General features: G+C 33.1%; 16 protein-coding genes. 6 read left to right on the plus strand and 10 right to left on the minus strand.

Annotation, left to right across the window (positions count from 1 at the left end):
* The first annotated feature begins 9 nt into the window (after positions 1-9).
* Positions 10-459, plus strand: a complete 450-nt coding sequence (locus ACHRVL_RS08440) for a FixH family protein (RefSeq protein WP_395411838.1) — start codon at positions 10-12, stop codon at positions 457-459.
* Positions 460-466: 7 nt separating this feature from the next.
* Complete coding sequence (locus tag ACHRVL_RS08445; protein ID WP_089052364.1) at positions 467-1168, plus strand: sulfite exporter TauE/SafE family protein; 702 nt, start codon at positions 467-469, stop codon at positions 1166-1168.
* Between the two features lie 39 nt (positions 1169-1207).
* Here ACHRVL_RS08445 and hemN read toward each other — a convergent pair whose 3' ends face one another.
* From hemN to prfB, 8 genes are all read right to left on the minus strand, one after another.
* The gene (gene hemN / locus ACHRVL_RS08450) at positions 1208-2572 is read right to left on the minus strand and encodes an oxygen-independent coproporphyrinogen III oxidase (protein ID WP_395411840.1); all 1365 of its coding nucleotides are present in this window, start codon (positions 2570-2572) and stop codon (positions 1208-1210) included.
* A gap of 126 nt (positions 2573-2698) precedes the next feature.
* Entirely contained in the window at positions 2699-3169 is a 471-nt protein-coding gene (locus ACHRVL_RS08455; RefSeq protein ID WP_395411842.1) for a hypothetical protein, read from the minus strand.
* Positions 3170-3277: 108 nt separating this feature from the next.
* The gene (locus ACHRVL_RS08460) at positions 3278-3625 is read right to left on the minus strand and encodes a hypothetical protein (protein ID WP_395411844.1); all 348 of its coding nucleotides are present in this window, start codon (positions 3623-3625) and stop codon (positions 3278-3280) included.
* 119 nt (positions 3626-3744) lie between these two features.
* Complete coding sequence (locus ACHRVL_RS08465; RefSeq protein ID WP_395411845.1) at positions 3745-4167, minus strand: DoxX family protein; 423 nt, start codon at positions 4165-4167, stop codon at positions 3745-3747.
* Positions 4168-4287: 120 nt separating this feature from the next.
* Positions 4288-5916, minus strand: coding sequence for an acyl-CoA carboxylase subunit beta (locus tag ACHRVL_RS08470; protein ID WP_395411848.1), 1629 nt, complete (start codon positions 5914-5916; stop codon positions 4288-4290).
* 167 nt (positions 5917-6083) lie between these two features.
* Positions 6084-7082: a UDP-3-O-(3-hydroxymyristoyl)glucosamine N-acyltransferase gene (gene lpxD, locus ACHRVL_RS08475; RefSeq protein ID WP_395411850.1), complete on the minus strand. Its 999-nt coding sequence runs from the start codon at positions 7080-7082 to the stop codon at positions 6084-6086.
* A 342-nt stretch (positions 7083-7424) separates the two neighbouring features.
* Positions 7425-7871 carry a peptide-methionine (R)-S-oxide reductase MsrB gene (gene msrB, locus ACHRVL_RS08480; protein WP_395411852.1) on the minus strand — a complete coding sequence of 149 codons (447 nt, stop codon included), beginning with the start codon at positions 7869-7871 and terminating at the stop codon, positions 7425-7427.
* Positions 7872-7934: 63 nt separating this feature from the next.
* A protein-coding gene (gene prfB, locus ACHRVL_RS08485) for a peptide chain release factor 2 (protein WP_123872295.1) occupies positions 7935-9033 on the minus strand; the annotation gives its coding sequence in 2 pieces (ribosomal slippage) (positions 7935-8969 and positions 8971-9033; 1098 coding nt in all).
* 381 nt (positions 9034-9414) lie between these two features.
* Here prfB and ACHRVL_RS08490 point away from each other — a divergent pair.
* On the plus strand, positions 9415-10434 hold the full coding sequence (locus tag ACHRVL_RS08490) for a low specificity L-threonine aldolase (protein ID WP_129026167.1): 1020 nt from the start codon (positions 9415-9417) through the stop codon (positions 10432-10434).
* 128 nt (positions 10435-10562) lie between these two features.
* Here the strand turns inward: ACHRVL_RS08490 and ACHRVL_RS08495 are convergent, their stop codons facing one another.
* On the minus strand, positions 10563-10883 hold the full coding sequence (locus tag ACHRVL_RS08495; protein ID WP_089052354.1) for a YbaB/EbfC family nucleoid-associated protein: 321 nt from the start codon (positions 10881-10883) through the stop codon (positions 10563-10565).
* Between the two features lie 149 nt (positions 10884-11032).
* Between ACHRVL_RS08495 and ACHRVL_RS08500 the strand changes: the two genes are divergently transcribed.
* The 3 genes from ACHRVL_RS08500 to ACHRVL_RS08510 all read left to right on the plus strand — a co-directional run bounded on the left by ACHRVL_RS08500 (position 11033) and on the right by ACHRVL_RS08510 (position 15492).
* A complete protein-coding gene (locus ACHRVL_RS08500; protein WP_395411854.1) occupies positions 11033-13093 on the plus strand; it encodes a S9 family peptidase in 2061 nt (686 codons plus the stop codon).
* Between the two features lie 72 nt (positions 13094-13165).
* Entirely contained in the window at positions 13166-14206 is a 1041-nt protein-coding gene (locus ACHRVL_RS08505) for a PLP-dependent cysteine synthase family protein (RefSeq protein WP_089052352.1), read from the plus strand.
* A gap of 371 nt (positions 14207-14577) precedes the next feature.
* Complete coding sequence (locus tag ACHRVL_RS08510; protein WP_395411856.1) at positions 14578-15492, plus strand: LamG domain-containing protein; 915 nt, start codon at positions 14578-14580, stop codon at positions 15490-15492.
* A 123-nt stretch (positions 15493-15615) separates the two neighbouring features.
* On the opposite strand, the gene ACHRVL_RS08515 is transcribed toward ACHRVL_RS08510, so the two are convergent.
* The gene (locus ACHRVL_RS08515; RefSeq protein WP_395411858.1) at positions 15616-15813 is read right to left on the minus strand and encodes a hypothetical protein; all 198 of its coding nucleotides are present in this window, start codon (positions 15811-15813) and stop codon (positions 15616-15618) included.
* Positions 15814-16107: the final 294 nt, after the last annotated feature.

A 16107-nucleotide genomic window follows, 5' to 3' on the forward strand; every position in this document is an offset into this window, starting at 1 on the left:
ACAAGTATCATGAAAATTAATTGGGGAACTGGAATTGTCATTGCATTTGCATTGTTTATGACATTTATATTATACTTTGTTTTCGAAGTACAATCAAATAGTAAATATGATAATGATTTGGTTGTAGAAGAGTATTACAAGCATGACACTCATTTTCAGGAAGAAATGGCAAGAATTCAAAATGCACATGATTTGCAGCATAAGCCATCTATTAAATATAGTCAAGATGGTCTACAAGTTACCTTTCCTACGAACTTTGAAAGCAGTAAAGTAAAAGGGAATGTCTTATTGTATAGACCTTCAAATAAAAAATTTGATTTTGATACTCAACTTGCTTTAACAAATTCTTCATTACTAATTCCGCAGAAAAAATTAATAAAAGGACGTTGGGATGTTAATATGGAGTGGCAATACGAAGGGAAAAAATACCTGACAAAAGAAGTTATCTACGTAAATTAATCATAAAATGTTATTTTCTGCTCTAATATTTGGCCTTATAAGCAGTCTGCATTGTGTTGGAATGTGCGGACCAATAGCGATGATGCTTCCAGTAGATCATAACAATGAAACTAAGAAGGCAGCGCAGATTATAACTTATCATTTAGGACGATTATCTGCTTACGCTACAATTGGATTGGTTTTTGGATTGTTAGGGAGAGGTTTTTTTCTTGCCGGAATGCAGCAAAATATGTCAATTTTTATTGGTGTTGCAATGATTTTAATCGTTCTAATTCCAGAAAAAGTATTTGCTAAATACAATTTTTCGAAACCAGTATATAAAATTATTTCAAATATAAAATCAAGCCTGGGAAGCCAGTTTAAAAAGAAAAGTTACAAGTCTCTTTTTACAATTGGTTTATTAAATGGCTTTTTACCATGCGGAATGGTTTATGTTGCCTTGTTTGGTGCAATTGCCATGCAGAGCGCAGGACTTGGTGTGTTGTATATGCTGCTGTATGGATTAGGAACTATTCCTTTAATGACAGTTGTAGTTTATATTAATTCATTACTAAAATTACCCTTTAGAAATAAAATTCAAAAAGCAATTCCTTATGTTGCAGTAATAATTGGAGCATTGTTTATTTTGAGAGGTTTAGGATTAGGAATTCCTTATTTATCTCCTTCTAATATGAATTTGTTTGTTCAGGCAACTCCAAATTGTCATTAAAACTTTCTACTATCAAATTTCCTTTAAGTTTGATGTTTTTTAAACCGTCATTGAGAATAAATTAGTCTCGGGAGATTTTCTTTTCAAATGTAAATCAAAAGCCATACAGATATTACGAACAAATGGTCTTCCAGCTTCAGTAATTTTTAGTTTATTTTCTTCAATTACAATTAATTTGTCTTTCTCAATTTCTTCAAGATCTAATAATACAGATGGTAATTCTTTAAAGTAAAGTGATTCGTTACTCCATGAAGTTTCAAGATCGCAAGTAAGGTTTAAAATGTGTTTTCTAATAATTAAATCTTCATCGTTTAAAATATGCCCTTTTACGATTGGCAGTTGATCTTCCCTTAAAATTCGGTAATATTCTTCAAGACTTTTTGTGTTTTGAGCAAAACTATACCAGCTGTCGCTGATAGATGAAACTCCTAAGCCTATCATAAGCTGCGTTTTAGATGCACTGTATCCCATAAAGTTTCGATGCATTTTTTTATTATGCGCGGCGTGAAATAAACTGTCAGAAGACAAAGCAAAATGATCCATACCTATTTCATGATAACCATTGGCAGAAAGCAATTGTTTTCCAGTTTCGTATAGTTGTCTTTTCTCTGCGTCTTTAGGCAGGTTTTCTTCATTAAAGCCGCGTTGTCCGTTTCCTTTTATCCAAGGCACATGAGCATAGCTGTAAAACGCCAAACGGTCGGGTTTTAATGAATTTGTTTTCTCGACTGTGTCAATTACATCATCAACAGTTTGAAATGGCAGACCAAAGATAATATCGTGTCCTATAGATTTATAACCAATTTCTTTTGCCCAAAAAGTAACTTTTGCGACATTATGAAAAGGCTGTATACGATGTATTGCTTTTTGTACTTTTTCGGCATAATCCTGAACACCAAAACTAACTCGACGGAAGCCTAAATCATATAGTTTTTTTAATTGCTCGTAGGTAGTATTATTAGGATGTCCTTCAAAGCTAAATTCATAATTGTCGGCTTTGTCGGCTAATTTAAAAATGCCATTAATTAAATATTCTAAATTTTCTGTAGAAAAAAAGGTTGGAGTACCGCCGCCTAAATGAATTTCTTTTATAAAAGGTTTTTCAGGAAGCAATTCACAGTATAATCTCCACTCTTTTAAAATTGCACTTATGTATATCTCCTCAACAGAATGATTTTTTGTAATTCTTTTGTTGCAGCCGCAAAAGGTACACATGCTTTCGCAGAATGGCAGATGCAGGTATAAACTAATTCCGTTTTGTGAATTACTCTCTGAGAAGGATTTTTGAAAAGAAGACTTCCATTGTTCTACAGTAAAGGCAGATTCGTTCCAATAAGGAACAGTTGGGTAACTTGTGTATCTAGGGCCTGGTACATTGTACTTCTGGGTTAGTGAAATTTTCATAAGACAAATTTATTTTCCCCCAAAGTTAGTTATTGATAAGAAGATGTAAAATGACAAATGTCATGTATCGATCAAAAAAAGGGAGACTCATAATGAGCCTCCCTTTACTGAATTAAATAACTAACATTAAATAGAATCCTGAATGATTTTAAGCCATTTTTTTGCAAACATATGATCTTGGTATACGCTTATCTGTTTGATGCGGTCATCGTCAAAATCATAGAATGGAATTGTAATCTTTTTAGAAGTTTCTTTATCCTGAAATTCAAAATCAATTTTAACAATGGTTTCCGAATTGCCTTCGGTGGTTAAAACTAATTTGCATGATGATACACTTTTTAAGTCAACAAAAATCGATTCTTGTTGGTTAGGATTGAAGTTCATTAAAATAAACTTTCGGTTTTTTTGATCTATTGTAAGTGTTTTGTTGTTTTGTGATTCCGTTAAATCAAAATCTTCGGGATGATTTGGGTTGAACTTCTTTTTTATGTCTAGAATTTTTGATTTGTTTGCTGCGCTCGATCGTGCAGAAAAATATACTGGTACGGCAACTATGATCGCAATCACAATGCCTATTATTGTAATACTTGTGTCCATTTTTTTTAAATTTTGATAAATACATGAAATTATAAACGGTTTTCCTGAAAGAAAACGGTTTACGAGTGTTAGAAGAAAAAAAATCTTCCTTAAAATTTCATAGTTATACTACCAAAAAAAGTGGAAAGGGTAGAGCATTATTAAGATTTTCTTGCTCTGAGTAGAAAATTGATTGACAAAGTTTGAAGCTGGCTTTTCAATTCTATAGTGTGGAATAGCCAGTAATAAAGAATCAAACCTCTTTATTACACCAGAATTGGTGTGTTTAATATTCGCCGCCAATTGATAACCCGCCTGCGGTTGAATAAATGCAGATGAATCTGGTGTTTCTTTACCGAAATTGGTATCCGTTTTTTGAGTTTCGATTTTTTGCACCACAGAGCTTTCTGCTTGAGCAGCAAAAAGTCCAATAATCAAGAGTGATATAAAAAATACAATTTTACGAATCCAATTCATGCGGGCGAAATTAGTTCATAAAATACAATAAAAGAAATTTAGAGTGCTAATTACTTCTTAAAAAATGGTTTATTAAATTATCCTCAATTTATTTTGATTAAATTGAGGATAATAAAACATTATTGCTGTATTTTAAAATAATAGTCAGCAGAGTGTTTTCCACCGCCATAAAACAAGAAAAATATGCAAAGTAACAATACAACGATTGCTAAAGCTAAGCTTTCAGAATGCATGTGTCCCATGAAATTGATAAGAACTGCTCCAAATAGTATTGGTAATTGAGCGGCGATTGCCCAGCGGGTAAGCAGCCCAAAAAAGATCATTATACCTCCAATCATATGTGCGGGGGCAATATAATGTAAAAGAAACATTCCGCCTCCAAATTGATCGATTGGAGAAATCAAATCATGCAGATATTGAACGTTCGTTACAAAAGAAACTCCTTTCATAAATAAGAAAACCCCCAATATTACACGTACTAAATCTACTGGTAAATAAGTGTGCGAGTTTGCCCACTTATTCAAGCTTTTTACATTTTCCATGATACAACGAGATTAAAAATTATATACTAAGTTACTAATTTTTAGTGATATATTTAATTTAAGTATCTGGAAATAAGTTTTTTGATATTATTTTAACACGTTTAAAAAGTAGTGCATAATTTAAACTTGAATTACTCCTAAGTTAAATGGCTTTTGAATAGGAGCGTGGTTTGCCGCTTCAATTCCCATTGAAATCCATTTACGAGTGTCCAGCGGATCGATTATAGCATCTGTCCATAATCTAGATGCAGCATAATAAGGAGAAGTCTGTTCGTTGTAACGTGCTTTTATTTTATTAAAAAGTTCAGTTTCTTTTTCTTCGTCAATAATTTCTCCTTTCGCTTTAAGTGAAGAAGCTTCAATTTGCGCTAAAACTTTTGCTGCCTGAGTCCCACCCATAACAGCAAGTTCAGCACTCGGCCATGCAAAAATTAATCTTGGATCATAAGCTTTACCGCACATGGCATAGTTTCCTGCTCCATAAGAGTTTCCTACAATTACGGTGAATTTAGGTACAACCGAATTGCTTACGGCATTGACCATTTTGGCACCATCTTTTATAATTCCGCCATGTTCAGACTTTGATCCTACCATAAAACCAGTGACATCTTGCAGAAATACTAAAGGAATTTTCTTTTGATTGCAATTGGCAATAAATCGGGTTGCTTTGTCGGCACTGTCAGAATAAATAACACCGCCAAATTGCATTTCGCCTTTTTTTGTTTTAACTACTTTTCGTTGATTAGCAACAATTCCTACAGCCCAGCCGTCAATTCTTGCATATCCAGTAATTAATGATTGACCATAACCATCTTTATAAGCTTCAAATTCTGAATTGTCAACCAAACGATTGATTATTTCCATCATATCATACTGCTCATTTCGGGCTTTTGGCAAAATTCCGTAGATATCAGCAGGTTCTAATGCTGGTTTTTCGGCTTTGATTCGACTATAACCTGCTTTATCAAAATCACCAATTTTATCGACTATATTTTTAATTTTGTCTAGAGCATCTTTATCATCCTTAGCCTTATAATCAGTCACGCCTGAAATCTCGCAATGTGTTGTTGCACCTCCCAAAGTTTCATTATCTATTGTTTCTCCAATAGCTGCTTTTACTAAATAACTTCCAGCAAGGAAAATACTACCGGTTTTATCTACAATTAAGGCTTCGTCGCTCATAATTGGAAGATAAGCCCCGCCAGCAACACAACTGCCCATTACAGCGGCAATTTGCGTAATACCCATACTGCTCATTTGAGCGTTGTTTCTAAAGATTCGCCCAAAATGTTCTTTGTCTGGAAAAATTTCATCTTGAAGCGGCAGATAAACACCTGCACTGTCAACTAAATAAATAATGGGAAGTTTGTTTTCGATCGCAATTTCCTGCGCTCGCAGATTTTTTTTGGCAGTTATAGGAAACCAAGCTCCTGCTTTTACAGTAGCATCATTTGCAACAACAATACATTGTTTGCCTTTTACATAACCAATTTTAACAACCACACCGCCAGAAGGACATCCGCCATGTTCTTTGTACATTCCTTCGCCTGCAAAACCGCCAACTTCAATACTATTTGAGTTTTCATCCAATAAATAAGCGATTCGTTCACGAGCTGTCATTTTTCCTTCTGAATGTAATTTCTCAATGCGTTTTTCACCGCCGCCCAATTTTACTTTGGCAAATTTTTGTTTTAATTCAGAAAGGAGTAATTTATTATGATCTTCGTTTTTATTGAAGTTTAAATCCATGATATAGTATTGATTTTGTAAAATAGTGTTGGCTAATTTACAAAATCAATTGAAATAAATAGAGTATTTCGAATTTGTCTGAACTTTAATTTTAGAGGATTTTATTTCCTTAAATAAAAAAGCAGAAGCGGTTGGCTTCTGCTTTTTCTATAGCTATGTAAATTGTGTTATTTTTTAGGATTGCAAGCCATTCTTTTTAATGTTGCCCATTGTTTTAAAGCATCACGTGCTTCAACAGCTGGATAGCCCAACATTGTTTTTCCTGCAGGAACATCGCCTATAACACCAGATCCAGCACCAATAACAGCACCGTCGCCAATTGTCGTGTGATCTTTTATAGAAGCGCTTCCACCAATAATAACTCCGTTTCCTAAAGTTACTGATCCAGCCAAACCGCTGTTTCCGGCCATAATACAAAATTTTCCTAATTTACTGTTATGTCCAATTTGAACTAAATTATCAATTTTACAGCCGTCGCCTAAAATTGTCGAGCTGAATTTTCCACGGTCAACGCAAGAGTTTGCTCCAATTTCAACGCCGTTTCCTATAATTACGTTTCCAATTTGTGGAATTTTGACTAAACCTTTTTCAGAACATGGGCGAAATCCAAAACCGTCTGCTCCAATTGTAGCATTTGGGTGAATGATGCAATCGTTACCAATATGGCAGCGCTCACGAACTACTGATCCTGACCAAACAACAGTGTTTTTCCCGATAGTGCATTCGTCTAAAATTGTCACATTTGGATATAAAGTTGCATTTGCTCCAATTTCAACTTTTGGACCAATATAACATCCTGCACCAATCCTAGCGCCTTCGCCAATTATTGCAGTCTCATCGACAGTTGCAGTTTTATGAATATTTGTATGAAATATTGGGGCAGGAGGGGCGAAAAGATTTAGAATTTGTGACATAGCTAAATCTGCGTTTTTCACTTTAATAAAAGCACGATTTTCTCCCGGCTCGATCGAAATATCTTCATTAACAACTGCAATTGAAGCATTTGATGCTGACCAATATTTTTCATATTTTTTGTTTCCTATAAACGAAATTTCAGAAGTGGTGGCTTTTTCTAATTGCTCGGTTGCGGTTACGCTTTGTGAAGTTGTGCCGTAGATTACACCATTAATTACTTCATTAATTTCTTGAATAGAATAGGATTTCATTGATAAGTTTAATTGACTAAGGGTTTATTTTTTGCCAAATAAAATGAAATAGATTTTAATTACCTAATAAAATTTTCAAGTTTTTTGATAAAAGTTTATAATAATAGTTTAAATATTACAAAATTAACATTTTACCTATTAATTTAGTGAATGTATTCTAATTTTGTGTAGTGCCTTTTCTTGTATTATAGATGTTTAAGCAATTAAATATTGTAAAAAATACGGTTATAAAAGAGAATCATTTTATTGATAGGTAGTGACTTACATTTTTAATGTTAATTAATATTTTAAATTTGTGTAAAAAAAAGCGATTCCTTTTTTGAGTAAAGGAATCGCTTTTTGTTAGTCTTTAATTTTAGAGAGTGAAATTGCATTAATGCAATATCTCAAGCCGCTTGGTTGTGGTCCGTCTGGAAAAACATGTCCTAAATGTGCATCACATACATTGCATACAACTTCAACGCGAATCATTCCGTATGACTTATCAGCATGATAAGCAATTGCATTTTCTTTTATTGGCTGTGTAAAAGAGGGCCAGCCTGTTCCTGATTCGAATTTTTCAGAAGCATCAAAAAGTAAAGTACTGCAGCATTTACACTCATAAATTCCAGGATCAAATAAACTGCAAAGCTCAGAGCTAAAAGATCTCTCAGTTCCTTTTAAACGTGTTACTTGAAACTCTTCAGGAGTTAAAAGCTGTTTCCATTCATCTTCAGTTTTTTCAACTCTTTTTTCAGGAGCTGGATTCCCTTTATTTGTAAAATGAATTACATCTGCCCATTTTATCATAATTTTTTTCTTTAAAGTTTACTATAAACTAACTACTAAAGACTAAGCAATGACCACTTTTGACTATTCCTCTTCTTTTTGTCCCATCATCATTAAAAATGCTTTCAGGAACGGGTCAATATTTCCGTTCATTACGCCATCTACATCGCTTGTTTCATAACCAGTACGAACATCTTTTACTAATTTATATGGCTGCATTACATAATTACGTATTTGCGAACCCCATTCAATTTTCATTTTTCCGGCTTCAATATCAGCACGTTGTGCTTGTTGTTTTTTTAATTCAATTTCGTACAACTGAGAACGAAGCATTTGCATAGCACGTTGTCTATTATCTTGCTGAGATCTTGTTTCAGAACACTGAATCTGGATTCCGGTTGGCTTGTGAACCAATTGAACTTTTGTTTCTACTTTATTTACGTTTTGTCCTCCAGCACCACTCGAACGAGAAGTAGTAATTTCGATATCAGCAGGATTAATGTCAATTTCGATACTGTCGTCAACCAGCGGATAAACATACACAGAAGCAAATGAGGTGTGACGTTTTGCATTACTGTCAAAAGGTGAAATTCTAACTAAGCGATGTACGCCGTTTTCTCCTTTTAAATAGCCAAATGAATAATCGCCTTCAAATTCTAAAGTAACCGTTTTGATTCCGGCAACATCACCAGCTTGAAAGTTCAGCTCTTTTATTTTATAACCATAACTTTCTCCCCACATCATATACATACGCATTAGCATTCCTGCCCAATCGCAGCTTTCAGTTCCGCCTGCACCAGCAGTAATTTGAAGAACAGCACTTAAACTGTCACCTTCATCAGAAAGCATGTTTTTGAATTCGATGTTTTCTATATGAGATTGTGTAACGTTATATTGTTCATCAAGTTCGTCAGCAGAAAGTTCTCCTTCTTTATAAAAATCATACGCCAGCTGCAATTCTTCTGTAAGTGAAACAGCTTTGTCATAATCTTCAATCCATTTTTTCTTGTTTCGAAGATTTTTTACAATACTTTCGGCTTCCTTGGGATTATTCCAGAAATCAGGAGCGAAAGTTTTTTCTTCTTCGTTTGCAATTTCGATTAGCTTGGCATCGACGTCAAAGATACCTCCTCAACGCACCAAGGCGCTCCACAATACCTTTTACTTGTTCGGCTGTTGTCATAAATTAATAAGTGTTTTTGTTTGTTTTTTACCGCTATTACGTTTCTATAGAAAAAAATACAACGTAATTTCGTTGTACAAAAATAAGATATAGTTTTTAGAATTTACACTAAATCATCAGGGATAATATCAGGAAATACTATTTGTCTAAAAAAGATTGATTAATACTAATTAGGAGGATATATTTTTGATTTAGTTGAAAAGCGTTTAAAAAATAACAACTTATTTTTTGAATTATTAAGGCATGATTTATATGTTTTTTATAAATATTACGTTAATTTGGTTCTATAGTTACGCAGCAAGTTAAAATTTATTAAAACTTGCGATCAAAAACTAACAGTAATATGTAATTTTGCTGTCCAAAAAAAAGATATAGTTTTATATGGAAATAAATTTAATTAGCGATACCATAACTAAACCTACACAGGAGATGCTGCAGTATATGTTTAACGCTCATGTTGGCGATGATGTATACAAACAAGATCCTACGGTTATAGAATTAGAAACAAGAGTAGCTGAGTTTTTTGGTATGGAAGCTGGACTTTTTTTTCCGTCAGGAACTATGGCAAACCAAACAGCAATAAAACTGCATACGCAGCCGGGTGAGCAATTAATTGCTGATAAATATGCACACGTTTATCATTATGAAGGAGGAGGAGTTTCTTTTAACAGCGGAGTTTCCTGCTGTTTATTAGACGGACATCGCGGTATGATAAATGCCAAGCAGGTTGCGGCAGCTATCAATGATCCTGAATTTTATCATAGTCCTTTAACAAGTTTGGTTTGTGTAGAAAACACGACTAACAAAGGTGGTGGTGCTTGTTATGAATTGGAAGATCTAAGAGAAATAAAAAGAGTCTGTGATGCAAATAATTTAAAATTCCATTTAGATGGCGCTAGAATCTGGAATGCATTAGTAGCAAAAAGACAAAATCCGAAAGAATTTGGGGCGATTTTCGACACTATATCAGTTTGTTTGTCAAAAGGATTAGGAGCGCCAATTGGTTCTGTTTTGCTTGGAAGTAAAGCTGATATTCATAGAGCGTTGAGAATCAGGAAGATATTAGGCGGAGGAATGCGTCAAGTTGGTTATTTGGCAGCTGCAGGATTATATGCTTTGGCAAATAATATTGAACGTCTGGCAGAAGATCATAGAAGAGCAAAAGAAATTGGAGCTATTTTGAGTACAAAATCATGGGTTGCCTCAGTAGAACCGGTAGAAACTAATATTTTGATTTTTTCTTTAGCTGAAGGATACAGCGATCAGCTTTTAATAGAAAAATTAAAACAGAAAAATATTATAATAAGTTCGCTTGGACATAATAAACTCCGAATTGTAACGCATTTGGATTATAAAGAGGTTATGCATAGTTATGTAGTGGAAATGCTTTCGAAGATTTAGGAAAGAAGGCTCAAAGTTACATAGTAGCAAAGGGACAAAGGTTAATAAAAAAGACGCTTAATTAAGCGTCTTTTTTGTTTTAGGTCATAAGAAACCTTTGTCACTATGTAACTTTGAACCTTTGTCTCTTACTTAAAAAGATTATCCATTCCAGGAATCATTGGCATATCCATTTTTGCAACAGCATCTAATTCTCTTTCGTTAACGCTTGTTGCTTTTTCAATTGCCTTATTTAAAGTTACAATTAAGTAATCTTCAAGCTGTTCTTTGTCTTCTAATAGAGAATCGTCTATAGAGATTGTTTTTATTTTTCTATTGGCAGTTAATGTTACTTTCAATAATCCGTCAGCGCTTTGTTCGTCAATTAAAACAGTATCTAGGCGTTTCTTTGTATCTTCAATTTTTTGCTGGGTTTCTTTAAGTTTTCCCATCATTCCCATTAAATCCATTTTTTGTTGATTTTTAAATTATTTCATACAAAATTAGTATATTGCTTTATGATTACAATAGAATATTTTATGAAAAAATTAATTCCCGTTCTATTCTGATTGTAGTATTTTTGCCTTTCCGTATTTAAAAACTAATGCTTAATTAAATAATGCAAAACGATATATTGGCTCCAAAGGCTAAAGAAATTCCAAAAACATTAAAGAAACATAAAGAATCTAGGATAGATAATTATTTTTGGCTGAACGATCGAGAGAATCCAGAAGTTATTGATTATTTGAATAAAGAGAATGAGTTTTATCAAAAAATGACCGCTCATACAAAGGATTTACAAGAATCATTGTATGAGGAAATGAAAGCGAGAATTAAAGAAGATGATTCATCAGTTCCTTATTTCTACAACGGATATTTTTATATTACACGATTTGAAACCGGTCAGGATTATCCAATATTTGCTAGAAAAAAAGGCAGTCTTTCTGCAGATGAAGAAATTTTATTCAACTGTAATGAATTAGCAAAGGGTCATGCTTATTTCAAATTAGGAGGTTTAAGTATAAGTCCAGATAATAAATTTGTCACTTTTGGAGTTGACATTGTTGGAAGAAGGATTTACACGATTCAGATTAAAAATCTTGAAACTGGAGAAATATTGTCAGATAAAATCGAAAATGCAACAGGAGGATCTGTTTGGGCAAATGATAATAAGACTATTTTTTACACCAGACAAGATGAAGTTACTTTAAGAGCTGATAAAATTTTTAGACATAAACTAAATACAGATTCTAAAAATGATGTTTTGGTTTATGATGAAGTTGATGATACTTTTAATGTTTCGGTAAGTAAAGAAAAGTCAAGAAAATATATTGTAATAAGTTCAGGAAGTACTTTAACAACTGAATATAGAATTTTGAATTCAGATAATCCTGACGGTGAATTTGAGGTTTTTCAGCCTCGTGTTCGTGGTTTAGAGTATAGTATTTCGCACTACGAAGATTCTTTTTATATCTTAACGAATAAAGATAAGGCGACTAATTTTAAATTAATGAAAACGCCTGAAAATAAGACAGGAAAGAAAAATTGGGTAGATCTTATTCCGCATCGTGAAGATGTTTTGTTAGAAGATATTGAGATTTTTAAAAACTTTTTGGTTGTAGAAGAGCGCTCAAACGGTTTAAATCACATTCGAATCATGCCTTGGGGTGAAGATAAAGATTATTACCTGCCATTTGGCAGTGAAACTTATAACGCCTATACTACAACAAATATTGATTTTGATACAGATGTTTTGCGATACAGCTATCAATCGCTTGCTACACCGTCGTCTGTTATTGATTTTAATATGAAAACCAAAACCAAAGAGATTTTAAAAGAACAACAGGTTTTAGGAGGAAAGTTTGATAAAGAAAATTATACCGAAGAACGTGTTTGGGCAACGGCTAGAGATGGTGTTAAAGTGCCAATTTCGATGATTTATAGAAAAGGATTGAAGAAAAACGGAAAAAATCCGTTGTTGTTATACTCTTATGGTTCTTACGGAATTACAATGGATACTTATTTTTCTTCGACAAGACTTTCTTTGTTAGATCGCGGTTTTGTTTATGCGATCGCACATATTAGAGGAGGAGAAGACTTAGGAAGACAATGGTATGAAGATGGAAAACTGTTAAAAAAGAAAAATACCTTTACAGATTTCATCGATTGCTCTAAATTTGTAATTAACGAAAATTATACATCTCCAGAACATTTGTATGCTGAAGGAGGATCTGCAGGAGGACTTTTAATGGGAGTTGTAGTTAATGAAGCTCCAGAATTATACAATGGAGTTATTGCTCAAGTGCCTTTTGTAGATGTTATTACAACGATGCTGGACGACAGCATACCGCTTACAACCGGAGAATATGACGAATGGGGTAACCCAAATAATAAAAAGTATTACGATTATATGTTATCGTACTCACCGTATGATAATGTAAAAGCGCAAAACTATCCTAATATGTATGTATCAACAGGATTGCACGATTCGCAGGTACAATATTGGGAGCCAGCTAAATGGGTGGCTAAATTGAGAGATTTAAAAACAAATAATAATTTTTTGTTTTTAGATACCAATATGGATGCTGGACATGGCGGGGCTTCGGGACGTTTTGAGGCTTTGAGAGACTTAGCAAAGGAATTTAGTTTTTTATTAGATTTAGAAAAAATTAAAAGCTAATTAAAAATTTTTTGTTAAATTTGCAACCTATCGAGGTTATTTTAAAATACCATCTCGATTAACTATTTTTTTATGAAAGAAGAAATAAACGCTTATAATAATGTTTTAGAATTAATAGGTAACACCCCGCTTATTAAGCTAAATAAAGTCACCGAAGAGTTAGAAGGAAATTTCTACGCAAAGGTAGAAGCTTTTAATCCAGGTCATTCCTCAAAAGATAGAATAGCGTTATATATTATCGAAGAAGCCGAGAAAAAGGGAATTTTATCACCAGGTGATACTATTATCGAAACTACATCAGGTAACACAGGTTTTAGTTTGGCAATGGTAAGCATTATAAAAGGTTACAATTGTATTTTGGCCGTAAGTTCAAAATCATCCAAAGATAAAATTGACATGCTGCGAAGTCTAGGTGCCAAAGTATATGTTTGCCCTGCTCACGTTTCTGCAGATGATGAAAGATCGTATTACAATGTAGCTAAACGACTTCACGAGGAAACAAAAGGATCAGTTTATATCAATCAATATTTTAATCAATTAAATATTGATGCCCACTACAACACTACTGGCCCTGAAATTTGGGAACAAACAAAAGGAAAAATTACACATCTTATTGCTTGCAGCGGAACCGGAGGAACAATTTCTGGAACAGCGAAATTTTTAAAAGAGCAAAATCCGAATATTAGAATTTTAGGTGTTGATGCTTTTGGATCAGTATTGAAGAAATATCACGAAACAAAAGAGTTTGATAATAAAGAGATTTATCCATACCGAATTGAAGGTTTAGGAAAGAATTTAATTCCATCAGCTACAGATTTTGATATTATTGATAAATTCATGAAAGTGACCGATGAGGAGAGTGCGCACTCAGCTAGAGAAATCACTCGAAAAGAAGGGTTGTTTGTAGGTTATACTTCTGGAGCAGTAATGCAGGCTATTAAACAATATGCAGAAGAAGGAGAGTTTACAAAAGACAGTAATATTATAGCAATTTTCCCAGATCATGGTTCACGCTATATGAGTAAAGTATTTAGCGATGACTGGATGAATGAACAAGGTTTCTTTGACAGCGTTAATGAAGAAGAAGCTCAAAAAATTGAATTTGTAAAGTAGGTTAGACCTCTTTTTTAGATATTAGAACTCCATTCGTATTTGCGAATGGAGTTTTTTTATGGAACGATTTTAAGTCGATAATACGGTTGGGTATAATTATTGGTTTTTTGAATTATGAATATATTTGTTTCAAATGAGAATACCGTATTTATACGTAAGAAATTTTTATTTTAATTATGAGATGTTTAAAATTTTAATATAATATTATATGGTATAAATAATTCTAATTGTTGACTAAAAATCATCAATTTTGGTTATTTGAACGATTATTTATGTTAGTTGTCGGATAAATTTCAGCTCAAAAACATAATAATCTAGTTTAGCAGTGTTAAAATGACACAATGTTTTTTTAATCCCTAAATCTACATATCATGAAAAAATTACTACTCTCATTTTTGTTTGTAAGTTATTTGAATGCGACTGCTCAAAATCCAATTCAGGAGTTTAGTTTCAATGAGACTTTAAATAATACAGCAAATACGACTTCTTTTATCGGAACAAATAATTTTGTTGCTGATAGAGCGGGAGTTGCTGCAAATGCACAAAGACTAAATGGCAAGGCTATGGAAGCTGTTATTGATAATCTGCCAATGGCAAATAACGCAAGAACAGTAAGTATTTGGGTTAAGTTTAATGATATTACTACGGCAAATTATATTTGGGGTTACGGTACAGCTTACAATGCGCAGTATTGCGGATTATTACAGCAAGGTACCTCATCGTCAAATTCAGATTTAAGTTTAGCAGGCTGGGGTGCAACTAACGATGTTATTGTTTCAACCACTTTAAGCAAAGACACATGGTATCAATATACTATTACGTATGATGGTACAGTTTCTAAAATTTATAGAAACGGAGAATTGTTGAAATCGTTAAGCGGTATAACACGTTCAACAAAAGGAAATATTTTTAGATTAGGAGAAGTAAATACGACAGTTGGAATTAACGCTGATATCGACGATTTAAAGATCTATGATACAGCTTTGACAGATCAACAGGTTACGGAACTTTATAATAGCTCTAAAGCAGTTGTTACTATAGCAGCAGCGGCGGTAGCAAAGCCGGCAGTTTTAAAGTCTAAAATAAATACAAATACAAAATCTGCAGCATCAGGTTCTATAATAACGAACAGTGATGTAAATGCAGGAACAAAAAATATTGAAGTGTTTTCGCAAGGGCAGAAGGTACTTGGAAATACTAGTTCATTAAATGTTAATGATCTTCCAGAGGGAACTTATCTGCTGAAAATAACAAATTCACCAGCCAAGAAAATTACTTCAAAATAAGGCATTACGTTATTTTTATAATAGTTAGTTAGTTAGTTAGTTTTTTATATTTTTAGTAGCACTCAGGTTTTGGAATAGTAAAAAAGCCTTCTGAATTTTCAGAAGGCTTTTTGCTTTATAGTATTAACGCTTTTTTTGCTGTCCTGGAGCATAAGCTTTTGCGCTCTTGCTGCCAGACATTTTCTTTGCTTGTCCAGGCGGTACTTTTTTTGGACCGCTGCTGTAAGTGTGCGTATGAGTTGAGCAGCTTATAGCGCTGATGATTACAAATAAAATAACCATTACGATTATAATATATTTAGTGTATTTAGATGTTTGCATTTTTCGTCTATCTGTGAATGGGGAATAAATATAAATTCTACTTTACTTCACTATCGTTATAACAAAAGTAGAGTGGTTAAAGTTTTTTTTTTAGCTTATAACGCTTATTACTATAAATAAGATAACTAAAATTATTACAGCGAATTTTGTGTATTTTGAGGTTTGCATTGTTCTTTATTTTTAAATTAATTTTGTCTTGAGAAAAACAAATATAATAGTTTTTTTGATTATGGGGTTCTTTTTAGGTATTTTGGGATACCTGTACAACATAGAATTGTCAATACTATCAGAATG

Origin of the sequence: Flavobacterium sp. FlaQc-28 (assembly GCF_044007415.1) — a bacterium.
Taxonomy (GTDB): Bacteria; Bacteroidota; Bacteroidia; order Flavobacteriales; family Flavobacteriaceae; genus Flavobacterium.

Excerpts from the sequence above, each read along its gene's own strand:
- ACHRVL_RS08500 (WP_395411854.1), top strand. The coding sequence starts at position 11,033 with ATGCAAAACGATATATTGGCTCCAAAGGCTAAAGAAATTCCAAAAACA.
- ACHRVL_RS08490 (WP_129026167.1), top strand. The coding sequence starts at position 9,415 with ATGGAAATAAATTTAATTAGCGATACCATAACTAAACCTACACAGGAG.
- hemN (WP_395411840.1), bottom strand. The coding sequence starts at position 2,572 with ATGAAAATTTCACTAACCCAGAAGTACAATGTACCAGGCCCTAGATAC.
- msrB (WP_395411852.1), bottom strand. The coding sequence starts at position 7,871 with ATGATAAAATGGGCAGATGTAATTCATTTTACAAATAAAGGGAATCCA.
- ACHRVL_RS08440 (WP_395411838.1), top strand. The coding sequence starts at position 10 with ATGAAAATTAATTGGGGAACTGGAATTGTCATTGCATTTGCATTGTTT.
- ACHRVL_RS08495 (WP_089052354.1), bottom strand. The coding sequence starts at position 10,883 with ATGGATTTAATGGGAATGATGGGAAAACTTAAAGAAACCCAGCAAAAA.
- ACHRVL_RS08460 (WP_395411844.1), bottom strand. The coding sequence starts at position 3,625 with ATGAATTGGATTCGTAAAATTGTATTTTTTATATCACTCTTGATTATT.
- lpxD (WP_395411850.1), bottom strand. The coding sequence starts at position 7,082 with ATGAAATCCTATTCTATTCAAGAAATTAATGAAGTAATTAATGGTGTA.
- ACHRVL_RS08465 (WP_395411845.1), bottom strand. The coding sequence starts at position 4,167 with ATGGAAAATGTAAAAAGCTTGAATAAGTGGGCAAACTCGCACACTTAT.
- ACHRVL_RS08445 (WP_089052364.1), top strand. The coding sequence starts at position 467 with ATGTTATTTTCTGCTCTAATATTTGGCCTTATAAGCAGTCTGCATTGT.
- ACHRVL_RS08510 (WP_395411856.1), top strand. The coding sequence starts at position 14,578 with ATGAAAAAATTACTACTCTCATTTTTGTTTGTAAGTTATTTGAATGCG.
- ACHRVL_RS08515 (WP_395411858.1), bottom strand. The coding sequence starts at position 15,813 with ATGCAAACATCTAAATACACTAAATATATTATAATCGTAATGGTTATT.
- ACHRVL_RS08470 (WP_395411848.1), bottom strand. The coding sequence starts at position 5,916 with ATGGATTTAAACTTCAATAAAAACGAAGATCATAATAAATTACTCCTT.
- ACHRVL_RS08455 (WP_395411842.1), bottom strand. The coding sequence starts at position 3,169 with ATGGACACAAGTATTACAATAATAGGCATTGTGATTGCGATCATAGTT.
- ACHRVL_RS08505 (WP_089052352.1), top strand. The coding sequence starts at position 13,166 with ATGAAAGAAGAAATAAACGCTTATAATAATGTTTTAGAATTAATAGGT.